Raw genomic sequence first — 14,178 nt, 5'->3', positions numbered from 1 at the left:
GTGCCGCCCCACCCCGTCCGGCCCGGTCCGGATAAACCGGCGGCCCCATAAAAAGAAAAACGGCCGGGGTCGCCCCCGGCCGTCGTTCGTGGCTAACGATACCGCAAAATCAGAAGCGGTAACGGAAGCTCAGCTGAGCCGCCCAACGCGAGATGCCCTTCTCGTCGTAGATCTGTTCCGGATCCGGGGTGTTGAAGCGGTAGATGTACTTGCCGGTGGCCTGATCGATGCCGCCGTAGTCCACCACGCCGCGCATGCCCGGGAACGCCACTTCTTCCACCCGGCCCCAATCCTTATTGATCAGGTTGCCGATGTTCATGATGTCCAGCGACAGCTCGGCCTTGTGGCCCTGCCAGAAGCCCGGCAGTTCCTGGGAGACGTGCAGGTCGAACTGGTTCACCCAACCGCCGCGGGCGGCGTTGCGCTGGGCGACCTGGCCCAGGTGGCTGCGCAGGTACTCGTTGCCGTTGACGTAGTTCCAGAACGCGGCTTCTTCGGCCGGGTTGCGGAAGATCACGTCGCCCACGCCCTTGGGGATGTACAGCAGGTCGTTGAAGCGGCCGTCGCCGTTGGCGTCGTTGTCGAACGCGTAGCTGTACGGACGGCCCGAGCGGCCTTCGTACACCAGCGAGACGATGGTGTTGTTGTCGCCGAAGAACGCGTGCTTCCACTGCACGTTCGCGGTGAAGCGGTCGCGGATCTCGTAGCTGGAACGCGCGGCGACTTCTTCGTTGGCCTGGAACACGCCGACGTTGCCCAGGTTGGAGCTGGAGGTCGAGCTGGTCAGCGGGCTGACTTCGGTGGCGTGGGTGAAGGTGTACGCAACGCCCCAGGCCCAGTCGCTGTTGTTGAACGGCTTGTTCAACGACACGGTCAGCTGCTCGCTGCCGCCCTTGCTGGTGTTGCGGGCGATGATCGCGTCGTTGTAGAAGCCCGAACGCAACGCGCGTGCGTTGGTGCCGCTGTTGGCGCAAGCCGCGCCGCCGGCCAGACCGGTTTCGCGCAAGCAGGCGTTGCCGTCGCGGTTCCAGCTGTTCGGGTTCAGGCCGTTGGGATCCCAATAGATGTTGCGGCCGTCCTGACCGACGCGGGTCACGCCGCCGAGGTTGAGCTGCTGGTAGTACAGGCCGTCGTTGACCTGGGTGACCACGCCCTCGACCGCCGCGACGATGCCGTACCACGGCAGTTCGGTATCGAACGCCAGGTTGGCCTTCCACACCGACGGCAGGCTCAGGTCCTTCTCGATGAAGTCGACCGACTGGGTCGCGCCGGCGCGAACGCCCGCGGCATTGACCAGGCCCAACTGAGCGGCCGGATCCGGGCTGAAGTTGGTGATGCCGTTGGTGTAGACGTAGTCGGTGTACGACACGCCGTTGTTGGAGTACGGGTTAGCCAGCCACACCGTCGGCGAGCCGCCCTTGAACAGGCCGATACCGCCGCGCAGCTGGGTCGGGCGCTCGGCGTCGAAGGTGTAGTTGAAGCCGAAGCGCGGCTGCCACAGATCGCTGCCGTCGATGGTGTTGCTGTTGTTGCTGCCGAACAGGTTCGACGCGGCCGCGTTGTAGATCGGACGGTCGTCGACCATCGCGCGGTCGTAGCGCACGCCGAAGGTCAGGCTCAGCTTGTCGGTCGCGGCCCAGGTGTCCTGCACGAACAGGCCCAGGTTCTTCTGGGTGAAGCCGGCGGCCATGTTGTCGACGTCGCCGCCCTGCGGCGCGAACAGCTGGTAACGGCTGGAACGGCCGGCGCGGTAGTCGGCGATCGAGTTGAAGGTGTACACGCCGTTGATGCGGCGGCCGAACAGGTTGTAGACCTCGTTGGACTCGTAGTCGGCGCCGAACTTGACGGTGTGGTCGCCCAGGAACAGGTTACCGGCGAAGAAACCGTTCCAGGTCTTGGTTTCCAGGATGTTGGCGTGGGTGTTCTCTTCGGTGCCGAAGTTCAGGGTGTTGTTGCCCACGCGCACGCCGATCTGCGGCAGATCGAACTGCGGGTTGCGCACCGCCGAGTAGTCGCGGTACGAGACCTTGGCTTCGGTGGAGAAGTTGTCGGTCCAGTCGCTGAACAGCTGCGCGGTGTAGGTCTTGAACTCGAAGTCCTGCACGTAGTGGTACGAGCTCAGCGCCAGGGTGTTGGTGCCGAAGCCCTGCAGGAACGCGGTGCTCTGCTTGCTCTGCGCGTAACGGAAGTTGGCGCGGTGCTTGTCGTTGATGTTCCAGTCGAACTTGATGCCGTATTCCTCGCTCTTGGTGTCGAGCGAAGGCAGCGCCAGACCACCCGGATCGAAGCCCCACTTGGACTTGGAGATGTCGATGATCTCGGCGATCTGTTCGTTGGTGATGTTGACGATGTTGTTGGCGCCCGAGCCCGGAGGACCGAAGCTGGAGTTGCCGGTGAACACTTCCTTGCCGGTGTACTTCTCGTAGTTGGCGAAGAAGAACAGCTTGTCCTTGACCAGCGGGCCGCCGAAGGTGCCGCCGTAGGTGCTTTCGCTGTCGAACAGCTTCGGACGCACGTCGTTCTGGTTCTTGCCCGACCAGTCGTTGTCGCGGTAGATGCCGTAGACCGAACCGTGGAATTCGTTGGTGCCCGACTTGGTGACGGCGTTGATCACGCCGCCGGTGCCGCCGGCGATGGTGACGTCGTAGTTGGCCACGTCGATGGAGACTTCGTCGATCACGTCCATCGAGAACGGCTGCTTCGGCGTCGGCAGGCCGTTGCCGCCCAGGCCGAAGGAGTCGTTGGTGCTGATGCCGTCGACGCGGATCACGTTGTAACGCGGGTTCTGGCCGCCGACCGAGATCTCATTGCGCGACTTGTCGGTCTGCACAACGCGCGGATCGAGGCGGACGAAGTCCTGCAGGTTGCGGTTGACGGTCGGCATCGACTCCAGCTGTTCGCGGGTGACGATCGAGCCGGCGCCCATCTTGTTGGAGGAGAACACTTCCGAACCCAGGCCGGCCACGGCCTGGACCGAGTCCAGGGTGGTGACCGAGTTGTTCAGGGCCACGTCGACTTCGTTGACCTTGTCCAGGTTCAGGTAAACGCCATCCTGACTCGCGGTGCCGGCGCCTTCCTTGTTGATGACGACGGTGTACGGGCCGCCCACGCGCAGACCGCGCGCGTTGTAACGGCCGTCGGCGCCGGTGGTGGCGCGGCTGACGGTGCCCGACTCGGTGTGGGTGATCGTCACTTCGGCGTTCGGCACCGGCTGGCCGTCGCTGCCGAGCACGCGGCCGGCGATGCCGGCGGAGGTGCTCTGCGCGAATACCGGAGCGGTGGCGAGTACTGCGAGCAAGCCAAGCGTGAGCTTGGACATGCGGACGCGGTTCGGATGAGTCATTACAGTGGCCTCAGGAGGTGGAATGCGTGGCGAGTTATCGGCAGGCGCGGCTTCGCGCCGCTGCCTTGCACGAGGTTTTTTGGAATGGCTAGCCCCTGACCCGCGCGACCTGTGGCCGGCCGGGTTAACAGCAGTTTAACAGGCTAGGCAGGCTGTGTGACAGAGACGTGACCGACATCAAGCCTTGTCACACGGTGATGGCGTCCACAGGTGAACCGGCACGCAGCGCAAAGTTGTATAAGCGGGCGCGCGGGAGGTGCCAGTTAGGTGCCGCCAGCGTATGGCGGCGATGCAGATTCAGGGTTTGCCGCCCTAAACGACGAGGCCCGCCGGATCGGCAGGCCTCAGTTCGCGCCTCAGCGATTACCAGCCGTCAGGGCGGTCCCGGCAAATAAGCCCCCAGGCCGTCCAGGATCATCTGCACCGAAATCGCCACCAGCAACATGCCCATCAGGCGCTCGATCGCGATCAAGGCGCGCCGGCCCAGCAGCTTGTACAGAACGGTGGCCGAGAACAGGATCGCCGCGGTGGCGCCCCAGGCGATCATCAGCGCCAGGCTCCAGTCGCCCAGGCGCGAGGGGTCGTTGCTGCCCATCAGCATGACCGCGGCCATGCCCGAGGGACCGGCGACCAAGGGGATCGCCATCGGCACGATGAACGGCTCGCCGTCGGGGATCTCGCCCATCAGCCCTTCCGGCGGCGGGAAGATCATCCGGATGCCGATCAGGAACAAGACGATGCCGCCGGCGATCGAGACCGATTCCTGGCGCAGATGCATCAGCTCCAGGGCGTATTTGCCGCCCCACAGGAACAGCATCAGCACGCCCAGCGCGATCAGCAGCTCGCGCGCCAGCACGATCCGCTGGCGCTTGGGCGGCAGCCCGCGCAACAGGCTCAGGAACACCGGGATGTTGCCCAGCGGGTCGAGGATGATGAACAACAGCAGCGCGGCCGAAGCGATGGTCATGGCGACGCGGCCTTACAGGCTCGGAGCCCAGACCTGGCCGCGGTGCGCCGCGCCCTCGGCCGAGAGCAGACTCACGCAGGCCGGGGCATAAGCGCCCGGTTCGCGCGCGGAGCGGTCGTTTTCTTCGACATAGGCGCGCGAACGCAGCGGCGTGCGCATCGGCCCGGGGCGCAGGCCGGCGACCCGGATCGAGGAATTGGCCAACTCGGCATGCAGCATGCCGACCAGCGCGGCCAGACCGTGCTGGGCAGCGCCGTACCCGCCCCAATAGGCCTGTCCGACCCGCTGCGGGTCGTCCAGGGCGAACACCAGGGCGGCGTCGGCGGACTTGGCCAGCAGCGGCAGGCAGGCCTGCGACAGCCACCACGGCGCGGTCAGATTGACGTGCACGGCGCGCGCGAACGCGGCCGGATCGGTCTGCGCCAGCGGGGTCAGGCCGGGGAAATCGGCGGCGCAATGCAGCACGCCGTCCAGACGGCCGAGCTCGCTTTCGATCCGCGCGGCCATCTCGGCGTAGTCGTCGGGCTGGGCGCCTTCCAGGTCCAGCGGATACAACAGCGGTTCCGGGCCCAGCGGCAGCAGCGCGTCGTAGACCCGGTTCAACTTGGGCACTTTGCGGCCCAGCAACACCACCGTGGCGCCGGCGCTGGCGCAGGCCTGGGCCGCGGCCGCGCCCAGGCCGCCGTTGGCGCCGGTGACCAGCACCACGCGCTCGGCCAACGCCCGCGGCGCGCCGTCGGATGCGGCATTCGGGCTGGCGGTAGCGGAACTCACTGCGATTGGGTCTCGCTGATCATGCGCGCCAGTTCACCGGACTCGAACAGCTCCAGGGTGATGTCGCAACCGCCGATCAACTCGCCGTGGATGAACAACTGCGGGAACGTCGGCCAGTTCGAATAACGCGGCAAATTGGCGCGGATTTCCGGATCTTCCAGCACGTTGACGGTGTGCAGCGCGGTCGCGCCGGCGGACTTGAGCGCCTGCACGGCGCGGCTGGAAAAGCCGCACATCGGAAACTGCGCGGTGCCCTTCATGAAAAGCACGATCGGATGGGCTTCGACTTCGGCCTGAATCCGTTCCATCACGGACATGGGTACTGCTCCTGCGAAGGTTTGTTGCCGACTTTGACGGTTCGGTAAGCAAACGTGGGGATAGAATATGAATTGTAAGCCTTCATGGCGCCGCCGACGCGTCCCGGCCCGGAACTCCATCGTCCCGGGGGCGGAACGCCGGCCGCGGCGTCCTCCGCTAGCCAGCCCCCCTTGAATCTTTAGGAGCCCGCCAATGGCCATCGAATTGCCTGCCCTGCCCTACGACCGCACCGCGCTGGAACCCACCATCTCCGGCGAGACCATCGACTTCCACTACGGCAAGCACCACAAGGCCTACGTCGACAATCTCAACAAGATGATCGAAGGCACCGAGTTCGCCTCGCTGTCGCTGGAAGAGATCATCAAGAAGTCGCAGGGCGGCATGTTCAACAACGCCGCGCAGATCTGGAACCACACCTTCTACTGGAACTGCCTGTCGCCCAAGGGCGGCGGCGAGCCGACCGGCAAGCTGGCCGAACTCATCAACAAGGCCTTCGGCGATTTCGCCAAGTTCAAGGAAGAGTTCACCAAGACCGCCATCGGCACCTTCGGCTCGGGCTGGGCTTGGCTGGTGCAGCGCCCGGACGGCTCGGTCGCCCTGGTCAGCACCCCCAACGCCGCCACCCCGCTGACCGGCGAAGACACCGCGCTGCTGACCTGCGACGTGTGGGAACACGCCTACTACATCGACTACCGCAACGCCCGTCCGAAGTACGTCGAGGCGTTCTGGAACCTGGTCAACTGGGACTTCGTGGCTTCGAACCTGAAGTAAGCCGCGGCCTCATCGCGATACCGAAACGGCCGGGGAAACCCGGCCGTTTTATTTTGGCCATGGCGCACGGCTCAGCGGCGATCGCAGCCGGCCGTCTGGCCGCAGCGCGACGGGCCGCCCGCCACCCCGCTGGCGCCGGAAAGCGCGGACGCGCGGAAGTCGCAACCGCGCGGGCCGCCGCGCTCCCAGCGGTACACCATGCCCCAGCGGCCCGTCAGCCATTCGCAACTGGCCGTATCGCCGATGCGGACCGCGTCGTACACCAGTCCGCCCACGCCGATTCTGATGTCCTGATCGCGAGCGACGTCGCGCACGACCACCTCGTAACTGGTCGATTTACCGCGATGAACCCTCTTGTCGATTACCGGCCCCTGGTAATGAGCTGGCCGCTGCGGGCCGGTGATGTTCGCCCATCCGATGACGTGCAGCGACACCAGCATCGCGCCCATCACCGAAAACACGAACGCATTGCCGATCAATTTCGGCCAGGTGGTCCTGCGCTCGCGGCGCAACCAGGCGCCATACCGCCGCAGATAAGCAGCGGCCAGGACGAAGGCCAGCGCCGTCAAGCCCAGCCAGACGCGCCCGGCGATCTTCCATTGCGCCGACGCGCCCGATCCTGCGCAGGAACAATCGCCGCCGATGCCGCACATCAAGTCGACCAGCAGCATCCAGACCAGCGCGCCCAGGAACAACAACAAGGCGATGATGTACAGGCCGTCCGGACGCAATAACCAGGCCGGTTTATGCCTCGCGCGGCGCCGGCGGCGTGTGGGGGCGATGATCATGGGACTGATGCATTCCTTGCATTCGACTGCACACGAAAACAAAAGGCAGCGCGGTACCACTCAGCGCTATCACGCCAAACGAAGCCTGCGCTGGTTTCGACGCCCGCCACGATCCGGCGGGCGACGAATTCAGTCCGCGCCGGTCACGCCAACCGCGCGATCACCGGCTCGACCTGCGCACGCCGATCGAGCGCATCGCCGACCCGGCCCAAGGCATCGGCCAATTCCTGCGGCGAATCCGCGCGCAATGTCGCATGCCCCACTTTGCGACCGTCGCGCGGCTGCTTGCCGTAGTCGTGCCAATGCCCGCCGGCTTCGCTCAACACCGCGCCTGCTTCGGGCATCGCGCCGATCCAGTTGAGCATGCAGGCGTGGCCGAGCATGCGGGTATCGCCCAGCGGCAGGCCGAGCACGGCGCGCAGGTGATTCTGGAATTGCGAGGTCTCGGCGCCTTCGATGGTCCAGTGGCCGGAGTTGTGCACGCGCGGGGCTAGTTCGTTGGCCAGCAGCACGCCGTCGCGGCAGAACAGTTCCAGCGCGAACACGCCGACGTAATCCAGGGCGTCGGCGAGTTTGCGCGCGTGCGCGATCGCGGTCGCGGCCAGCGCCTCATCGGCGCGCGCGGGCGCCAGGCTCGCCGACAGCACGCCGTCGACATGCCAGTTTTCGGTCAGCGGCCAGGCGCGGAATTCGCCGTCGCGGCCGCGCACGGCGACCACCGACAGTTCGCGCTCGAAGGCGACGAAGCCTTCCAGGATCAGGCCGACCTTCTCCGCCTGCGCGCCGAGCGCGGCCCAGGCCGCATCGGCGTCGGCCGGGGTCTTGATCCGGAACTGGCCCTTGCCGTCGTAACCCAGGCGGCGGGTCTTGAGGATGCAGGGCGTGCCGATCTTGGCCAATGCGGCGTCGAGCGACTCACGGGTGCTGATCGCGGCGAAATCCGGCACCGGGATGCCGAGGTCGACGAACAGGGTCTTCTCGGCCAGGCGGTCCTGCGCCACCGACAGCGCGCGCGGGCTCGGGAACACCGGACGGCGCTCGGCCAGCCAATGCGCCGATTCGGCCGGGACGTTTTCGAAATCGAAGGTGGCCACGTCGATGTTGGACGCGAATTCGTCGAGCGCGGCCTGATCGGTGTAGTCGCCGACCACCATCGGCGCGAACTGGCCGGCGCAGGCGTCTTCGGCGCTGTCCAGCACCAAAAAGCGCAAGCCCAGCGGCGCGCCGGACAATGCGAGCATGCGGGCCAGCTGCCCGCCTCCGAGAATGCCGACAGTGGTCATTGGCGCGGGTCGTCGTTGGCCAGCACGTCGTCGGTCTGGCGGGCGCGGAACGCGCTCAGCGCCGCGCCGATGGCGGGATGCTCGGGCGACAGCAAGGCCGCGGCGAACAGCGCGGCATTGGCCGCGCCGGCGTTGCCGATGGCGAAAGTGGCGACCGGGATGCCGGCCGGCATCTGCACGATCGACAGCAGCGAGTCCATGCCGTTGAGCGCCTTGGACTGCACCGGCACGCCGAGCACCGGCACCGCGGTCTTGGCCGCCAGCATGCCCGGCAAATGCGCCGCGCCGCCGGCGCCGGCGATGATCGCGCGCAGACCGCGCGAGGCGGCCGTGTCGGCGTATTCGAACAACACATCCGGGGTGCGATGCGCCGAGACCACCCGCACCTCATGCGGAACGCCCAGCGCTTCGAGCTTGGCGGCGGCGTGCTGCATGGTCTCCCAGTCCGAGCGCGAGCCCATGACGATGCCGACCAGCGGCTGCGGAGCGGAAGTGGAGGCGGAACTCTGGGCTGGGGACATGGGACGTGCCTTGGCGCAAAGACGTATTCTAACGCCCTGTCCCGTCGTACCGGCACCGCACCGTATGGATCGCAAATTGCTCGACCTGCTCGTCTGCCCCACCACCCGCCAACCGCTGCTGCCGCTGGACGGCCGCGGCCTGCAGGCGCTGAATGCCGCGATCGCCGCCGGCGGCGTGGTCCGCGGCAGCGGCGACGCCCAGTCCCAGCCGCTGCGCGAGGCGCTGATCACCCGCGACCGCAAGATCGTCTACATCGTCGACGACGGCATTGCGCTGCTGGATTCGGAAAACGCCCTGGCCACCGCCCAGATCGACGGTTTCCCGGGCGCATGAACACCGCCGACGCGCGCGAGCTGACCCCGCCGCCGCAGGCCGAGATCGAGGCCGACGTCGCCGACGCCCTGGCCGAGGATCTGGGCAGCGGCGACGTCACCGCCGAGTTGCTGCCGGACGCGGCCGATATCGCCTACCTGCTGTGCAAGGAAGACGCGGTGGTGTGCGGGCGGCCGTGGTTCGAGGCCTGCCATCGCGCGCTGGACCCGATGGTCCGGATCGACTGGCGGGTGGCCGAGGGCCAATCCGTCGCCAAGGGCACGGTCCTGGCCACCTTGCAGGGCCGCGCCCGCGCCCTGGTCAGCGCCGAGCGCGCCTCGTTGAACTTCATGCAGACCCTGTCGGCGGTGGCCACGGTCACCTCGCAGTACGTCGCCGCCGTCGCCGGCACCGGCGCCAAGATCCTCGACACCCGCAAGACCCTGCCCGGGCTGCGCCTGGCGCAGAAGTACGCGGTCCGGGTCGGCGGCGGGGTCAATCACCGCATCGGTTTGTACGACGCGGTGATGCTCAAGGAAAACCACATCCGCGCGGCCGGCTCGATCGCCGCGGCGATCGGCGCGGCGCGGGCCAAACATCCGGCGCTGCCGCTGATCGTCGAGGTCGAGACCCTCGACCAACTGCGCGAGGCGCTGAGCCACGGCTGCGACCGCATCCTGATCGACGACTTCTCCGCCGACGACCGCCGCGCCGCGGTGGCGATCGCGCACGCATCGCCGTTCGACGGGCGGATCCCGCTGGAGGTGTCGGGCGGCGTGGACTTCACCACCCTGCGCGGCATCGCCGAAGACGGCGTGGACTGCATCTCGATCGGCGCGCTGACCAAACATGTGCGCGCCATCGACCTTTCGCTGAAACTCGGCCCGCCGCCGGCCGCCGCGGCCGGTTGAGGCCTTGCGTTCGCCGCCGGCCGTCTCCAGAACCCTGCCATGCCTACTTTGGAGCCAGGAGTGAGCGCAGAGGAGTGAGGAGCGAGTAAAGGCAAAAATCCCCGGTCGGCGATGCTTTTACTCGCTCCTCACTCCTCTGCGCTCACTCCTCGTCTAAATGCCATGCCTACCTTGATCCTACTGATGATTTTCGGCGCCGCCGCGTTCTCGTTCTGGAGCGCGGGGCGCGCCGCCGCCGAACGCGCCGAGGTGGTCGGCCGCAATGCCTGCGCGAAAGCCGGGGTGCAGTGGCTGGATCAGAGCGTGCACGCGATCGGGTTGCGGGTGATTCGCCGGGAAAGCGGGTGGCTCGGGTTCGAGCGGACGTTTCGGTTCGATTATTCGATCGATGGCGAGGATCGGCACATTGGCCGGTTGATTTTGCGTGGGGATAAGTTGGTTGCGTTTAGCGGGCCGGTGTCGAGAGAGCCGACGCAGTTGCACTGAGCCGCTTTTGCTCTTGCTCCCTCTCCCGCTTGCGGCGCCCGAAGGGTGTGCAAGGCTGAGAGGGCTGGGGTGAGGGCATGCGTGGCCTGGCCTGCGAAGGAGCGTAACTGTCGCGCGCCCTCATCCGCCCTCCGGGCACCTTCTCCCGCTAGGCGGGAGAAGGGAGAGCAACGACTTACTTGACGATGCGCAAATGCCCGCCGCGACGCGGCGAGGGCGTCGGCGGCTGCGGGCCGTCGTCGTCGCCTTCCGACGCGGGGTCGCTGGGCACGGCGCTGAGCATCGGCGGCGACACCGACTCGGCGTCGTCCAGATCCTCATCCAACCCGTCTTCGCCCAGGTTCACGTCTTCCGGCAAGGCCATGCCCTGCCCGGTTTCGCGCGCGTAGATCGCCAGCACCGCGCCGACCGGCACCGACACCGGATGGCTGACGCCGCCGAAGCGGGCGCTGAAACGGATGAAGTCGTTGCCCATTTCCAGATGCGAGACCGCGCGCGCGGCGACGTTGAGCACGATCTTGCCGTCCTTGACCGCGTGCGCCGGCACCTGCACCGCCGGACGGGTGGCATCGACCAGCAGGTGCGGGGTCATGCCGTTGTCGGCGATCCACTCGTACAGCGCCCGCAACAGGTAGGGGCGGTGGCTGGTCATCGGTGCGCTGCTTTCGGTCATGCGCGCATTTTAACGCTAAAGCGCCGGCCGGCAGGCGGTCGGAAACCGCTTCGTTGCACGTCCCGCCCGCGGCGAAGGCTCGGTTCGCCGACGCTCGGCGCGCCCGTCGCGGCGACCGCGCGGCCGGCTCGCCGCGCGCATGCGAGCCGAGGGGATTTCGGCGGAATCGGGCTGCCGAATCGGCGCCTTAAGCCGGCATCTCGCGCAGCTTGCGCTCTTGGTCGGTCAGGCTGCGGGTGAAGCCGGGGTTGCGGAAGATCCGGTTGCCGTAATCCTCGATCGCCTTGCCGTCCTTCGGCAGCGGCACGTCCAGCGACGGCAGGCGCCAGATGATCGGCGCCATGGCGCAGTCGGCCAGGCTCATTTCCGGGTTGAGGAAGAACTTGCTGGCCTTGAACAGCGGCACCGACGCGGTCAGCAGTTCCTTGAGCCGCTTGCGTGCGGCCTCGGCCTGGACCTTGTTGCCCATCTGGATGGCCTGCACCTGCGGCACCCAGTCGTGCTCCAGGCGCAGCATCGCCAAGCGCAGGCGGGCGCGCGAGAGCGGATCGACCGGCATCAGCGGCGGATGCGGGTAGCGCTCGTCCAGGTATTCGCTGACCACGCTGGCGGCGTACAGCACCAGGTCGCGTTCGACCAGGGTCGGCACCGAGTGGTAGGGGTTGAGATCGACGAGGTCTTCGGGCGGATTCTGCGGGTCGACCGGGATCAGATCGTAGGTGACGCCCTTGGCCGCCAGAACCAGCCTGACGCGGTGGCACAGCACGCAATCGGTGGACGAAAACAGAGTCAGGGCATTACGCATACGGGGGCTCGCCGCCATCATCGACCTCTCCAGCGACCGGAATCCGCCAGTCGCAAGACGCCCTCCACCCTCTGTGGAAGGTCGTCACGGCCCCGAGCCTGTACCCGTCCAGCTTTGCTGAAGCTGTCGGCTCGCTAGACCGACAACCCTAGCGGAAAACCCGCGCCGATGGCGCGGGTTTTCCAGTCGGACGACATCAATGCTCCACGTCGCGCCAGTACTCGGTCTTCAACAGATACGCGATGAAGGTGAACAACGCCAGGAACAGGATCACCCAAACGCCGAGACTCTGACGCTTGAGGGCGGCCGGCTCGCCGGCGTACTCGAGGAAGGTGGTGATATCGCGGGTCGCGGTCTTGAAGCCTTCGGCGTCGAGCTTGCCGGGCTGGGTCACGCTGAGCCCGTGCACCGGACGCTCGCCGGTGGCCTTGTCCGGCTCGCCGAACTCGGCGTGCTGCAGGCCCTGCAGCTCCCACAGCGGGTTGGGCATGGAGGCGTTCGGGAACAGCTTGTTGTTCCAGCCCAGCGGACGCGACTCATCCAGGTAGAACTGGTTGAGGTAGGTGTAGACCCAGTCGCTGCCGCGCACGCGGGTGATCAGGCTCAGGTCCGGCGGCATCTTGCCGAACCACTGATTGGCGTGTTCCGGGGTCAGGTTGACCTGGATCTGCTCGCCGAACTTGGCGCCGGTGAAGTTGAGGTTGTTCATCACCTCGTCTTCGGTCAGGCCCAGGTCCTCGGCCATGCGCGAGTAGCGCAGGTACTTGAGCGAGTGGCAGCCCGAGCAGTAGTTCATGTACAGCTGGGCGCCGCGCTGCAGCGAGGCGCGATCGTTCAGATCGGTGCCCGACTGCAACAGCGCGCCGCCGCCGGAAGCGTAGGCGGTGACCGACACGAGCAGGCCGGCGGCGAAAGTGGCGAGCTTCTTCACGATGCGGGTTTTCCCGAGAGGCTGGCTGTTCTTAGTCATGCATCGTCACCCGGGCAGGCACCGGCTTGGTCTTGTCGATCTTGGTCCACAGCGGCATGGTGATGAAGAAGGCGAAGTACAGGAAGGTCAGCACACGGCCGATGATGGTTTCGACCGGGTCGGTACCCGGGCCGGCGCCGATCTTGCCCAGCCAGATGAAGCACACCGCCAGCATCATCAGCATGAACTTGCTGATCACGCCGCGGTACCGCACCGACTTGACCTTGCAGCGGTCCAGCCACGGCACCAGGAACAGGATCGCGATCGCCGCGAACATCACCAGCACGCCCGACAGCTTGTGCGGGATCACCCGCAACATCGCGTAGTACGGGGTGTAGTACCAGACCGGCTTGATGTGCTCAGGCGTCACCAGGCGGTTGGCCTCGGTGAAGTTGTCGTGTTCCAGGAACCAGCCGCCCATCGCCGGAGCGAAGAAGATGATGAAGGCGGCCAGGATCAGGAAGAAACCGACGCCGACCAGGTCCTTGACCGTGTAGTACGGGTGGAACGGAATGCCGTCGGCGGGCTTGTTCGGATCCCAGCGGTTGCCCTTCGGGCCGTACTTGATGTCCACGCCGTCGGGGTTGTTGGAACCGACTTCGTGCAGCGCGCCCAGGTGCAGCACCACCAGCAGCAACAGCACCAGCGGCAGCGCGATCACGTGCAGGGCGAAGAAGCGGTTGAGGGTGGCGTCGCCAGGCAGGTAGTCGCCCATGATCCACTCGGTCAGGCCGTTGCCGATCACCGGGATGGCGCCGAACAGCGAGATGATGACCTTGGCGCCCCAGAACGACATCTGGCCCCACGGCAGCACGTAGCCCATGAAGGCTTCGGCCATCAGCACCAGATAGATCAGCATGCCCAGGATCCACACCAGCTCGCGCGGCTTCTGGTACGAGCCGTACAGCAGGCCGCGGAACATGTGCAGGTAGACGACGATGAAGAACAGCGATGCGCCGGTGGAGTGCATGTAGCGGATCAGCCAGCCCCACTCCACGTCGCGCATGATGTATTCGACCGACGAGAACGCTTCGGCCGCGGACGGCTTGAAGTGCATCGTCAGGAAGATGCCGGTGACGATCTGGTTGACCAGCACCAGCAGCGCGAGCGAGCCGAAGTAGTACCAGAGGTTGAAGTTCTTCGGCGCGTAGTACTCGGTCATGTGCTTGCGATAGACCGGCATCATGCCGGGCGCGCGAGCGGTGACCCAATCGAAGACGTTGTTGGCGGTACGAGTCAGGATGTTGGCCATGGC

The 14,178-nt window shown here is 66.4% G+C and carries 15 protein-coding genes; 4 read left to right on the top strand and 11 right to left on the bottom strand.

Translation table 11 applies throughout. The features are described 5' to 3' along the window. Positions 1-109 precede the first annotated feature (109 nt). The 4 genes from V7787_RS16245 to grxD all read right to left on the bottom strand — a co-directional run bounded on the left by V7787_RS16245 (position 110) and on the right by grxD (position 5,401). Positions 110-3,319, bottom strand: a complete 3,210-nt coding sequence (locus V7787_RS16245) for a TonB-dependent receptor (protein ID WP_336088638.1) — start codon at positions 3,317-3,319, stop codon at positions 110-112. 397 nt (positions 3,320-3,716) lie between these two features. Beyond that, complete coding sequence (locus V7787_RS16240) at positions 3,717-4,310, bottom strand: YhgN family NAAT transporter (RefSeq protein ID WP_336088637.1); 594 nt, start codon at positions 4,308-4,310, stop codon at positions 3,717-3,719. A 12-nt stretch (positions 4,311-4,322) separates the two neighbouring features. Next, positions 4,323-5,084: an SDR family NAD(P)-dependent oxidoreductase gene (locus V7787_RS16235; protein WP_336088636.1), complete on the bottom strand. Its 762-nt coding sequence runs from the start codon at positions 5,082-5,084 to the stop codon at positions 4,323-4,325. Next, the gene (gene grxD, locus V7787_RS16230) at positions 5,081-5,401 is read right to left on the bottom strand and encodes a Grx4 family monothiol glutaredoxin (RefSeq protein WP_336088635.1); all 321 of its coding nucleotides are present in this window, start codon (positions 5,399-5,401) and stop codon (positions 5,081-5,083) included. Before grxD ends, V7787_RS16235 begins: the two co-directional genes overlap by 4 nt. Positions 5,402-5,594: 193 nt before the next feature. Between grxD and V7787_RS16225 the strand changes: the two genes are divergently transcribed. Beyond that, entirely contained in the window at positions 5,595-6,173 is a 579-nt protein-coding gene (locus V7787_RS16225) for a superoxide dismutase (protein WP_336088634.1), read from the top strand. Between the two features lie 71 nt (positions 6,174-6,244). On the opposite strand, the gene V7787_RS16220 is transcribed toward V7787_RS16225, so the two are convergent. The 3 genes from V7787_RS16220 to purE form a co-directional block, all read right to left on the bottom strand. Next, entirely contained in the window at positions 6,245-6,961 is a 717-nt protein-coding gene (locus V7787_RS16220; protein WP_336088633.1) for a hypothetical protein, read from the bottom strand. A 143-nt stretch (positions 6,962-7,104) separates the two neighbouring features. Continuing rightward, complete coding sequence (locus V7787_RS16215; RefSeq protein WP_336088632.1) at positions 7,105-8,244, bottom strand: 5-(carboxyamino)imidazole ribonucleotide synthase; 1,140 nt, start codon at positions 8,242-8,244, stop codon at positions 7,105-7,107. After that, the gene (gene purE / locus V7787_RS16210) at positions 8,241-8,765 is read right to left on the bottom strand and encodes a 5-(carboxyamino)imidazole ribonucleotide mutase (protein WP_336088631.1); all 525 of its coding nucleotides are present in this window, start codon (positions 8,763-8,765) and stop codon (positions 8,241-8,243) included. Before purE ends, V7787_RS16215 begins: the two co-directional genes overlap by 4 nt. A 64-nt stretch (positions 8,766-8,829) precedes the next feature. Here purE and V7787_RS16205 point away from each other — a divergent pair, with 64 nt between their 5' ends. From V7787_RS16205 to V7787_RS16195, 3 genes are all read left to right on the top strand, one after another. Then, the gene (locus V7787_RS16205) at positions 8,830-9,099 is read left to right on the top strand and encodes a Trm112 family protein (protein ID WP_336088630.1); all 270 of its coding nucleotides are present in this window, start codon (positions 8,830-8,832) and stop codon (positions 9,097-9,099) included. Continuing rightward, the gene (nadC, locus tag V7787_RS16200; protein WP_336088629.1) at positions 9,096-9,989 is read left to right on the top strand and encodes a carboxylating nicotinate-nucleotide diphosphorylase; all 894 of its coding nucleotides are present in this window, start codon (positions 9,096-9,098) and stop codon (positions 9,987-9,989) included. Before V7787_RS16205 ends, nadC begins: the two co-directional genes overlap by 4 nt. A 162-nt stretch (positions 9,990-10,151) precedes the next feature. Continuing rightward, positions 10,152-10,475, top strand: coding sequence for a DUF3301 domain-containing protein (locus V7787_RS16195; protein ID WP_336088628.1), 324 nt, complete (start codon positions 10,152-10,154; stop codon positions 10,473-10,475). A 175-nt stretch (positions 10,476-10,650) separates the two neighbouring features. Here V7787_RS16195 and V7787_RS16190 read toward each other — a convergent pair whose 3' ends face one another. The 4 genes from V7787_RS16190 to V7787_RS16175 form a co-directional block, all read right to left on the bottom strand. Continuing rightward, a complete protein-coding gene (locus V7787_RS16190; protein ID WP_336088674.1) occupies positions 10,651-11,127 on the bottom strand; it encodes a ClpXP protease specificity-enhancing factor in 477 nt (158 codons plus the stop codon). Positions 11,128-11,335: 208 nt separating this feature from the next. Next, on the bottom strand, positions 11,336-11,953 hold the full coding sequence (locus V7787_RS16185; RefSeq protein WP_336088627.1) for a glutathione S-transferase N-terminal domain-containing protein: 618 nt from the start codon (positions 11,951-11,953) through the stop codon (positions 11,336-11,338). 196 nt (positions 11,954-12,149) lie between these two features. Continuing rightward, positions 12,150-12,923 (bottom strand): cytochrome c1, encoded by a 774-nt coding sequence (locus V7787_RS16180; protein WP_336088626.1) that lies wholly within the window; start codon positions 12,921-12,923, stop codon positions 12,150-12,152. After that, positions 12,916-14,175, bottom strand: a complete 1,260-nt coding sequence (locus tag V7787_RS16175) for a cytochrome b (protein ID WP_442965315.1) — start codon at positions 14,173-14,175, stop codon at positions 12,916-12,918. The genes V7787_RS16180 and V7787_RS16175 overlap by 8 nt, the downstream gene beginning before the upstream one ends. Positions 14,176-14,178 lie beyond the last annotated feature (3 nt).

The organism is Pseudomonas sp. CGJS7, assembly GCF_036961695.1.
The sequence above is the reverse complement of the archived record's forward strand: the minus strand, read 5'-3'. Positions and strand labels throughout refer to the sequence as shown.

Excerpts from the sequence above, each read along its gene's own strand:
- V7787_RS16185 (WP_336088627.1), bottom strand. The coding sequence starts at position 11,953 with ATGCGTAATGCCCTGACTCTGTTTTCGTCCACCGATTGCGTGCTGTGC.
- V7787_RS16190 (WP_336088674.1), bottom strand. The coding sequence starts at position 11,127 with ATGACCAGCCACCGCCCCTACCTGTTGCGGGCGCTGTACGAGTGGATC.
- V7787_RS16240 (WP_336088637.1), bottom strand. The coding sequence starts at position 4,310 with ATGACCATCGCTTCGGCCGCGCTGCTGTTGTTCATCATCCTCGACCCG.
- V7787_RS16215 (WP_336088632.1), bottom strand. The coding sequence starts at position 8,244 with ATGACCACTGTCGGCATTCTCGGAGGCGGGCAGCTGGCCCGCATGCTC.
- V7787_RS16225 (WP_336088634.1), top strand. The coding sequence starts at position 5,595 with ATGGCCATCGAATTGCCTGCCCTGCCCTACGACCGCACCGCGCTGGAA.
- V7787_RS16175 (WP_442965315.1), bottom strand. The coding sequence starts at position 14,175 with ATGGCCAACATCCTGACTCGTACCGCCAACAACGTCTTCGATTGGGTC.
- purE (WP_336088631.1), bottom strand. The coding sequence starts at position 8,765 with ATGTCCCCAGCCCAGAGTTCCGCCTCCACTTCCGCTCCGCAGCCGCTG.
- V7787_RS16245 (WP_336088638.1), bottom strand. The coding sequence starts at position 3,319 with ATGTCCAAGCTCACGCTTGGCTTGCTCGCAGTACTCGCCACCGCTCCG.
- V7787_RS16220 (WP_336088633.1), bottom strand. The coding sequence starts at position 6,961 with ATGATCATCGCCCCCACACGCCGCCGGCGCCGCGCGAGGCATAAACCG.
- V7787_RS16180 (WP_336088626.1), bottom strand. The coding sequence starts at position 12,923 with ATGACTAAGAACAGCCAGCCTCTCGGGAAAACCCGCATCGTGAAGAAG.
- grxD (WP_336088635.1), bottom strand. The coding sequence starts at position 5,401 with ATGTCCGTGATGGAACGGATTCAGGCCGAAGTCGAAGCCCATCCGATC.
- V7787_RS16195 (WP_336088628.1), top strand. The coding sequence starts at position 10,152 with ATGCCTACCTTGATCCTACTGATGATTTTCGGCGCCGCCGCGTTCTCG.
- nadC (WP_336088629.1), top strand. The coding sequence starts at position 9,096 with ATGAACACCGCCGACGCGCGCGAGCTGACCCCGCCGCCGCAGGCCGAG.
- V7787_RS16205 (WP_336088630.1), top strand. The coding sequence starts at position 8,830 with ATGGATCGCAAATTGCTCGACCTGCTCGTCTGCCCCACCACCCGCCAA.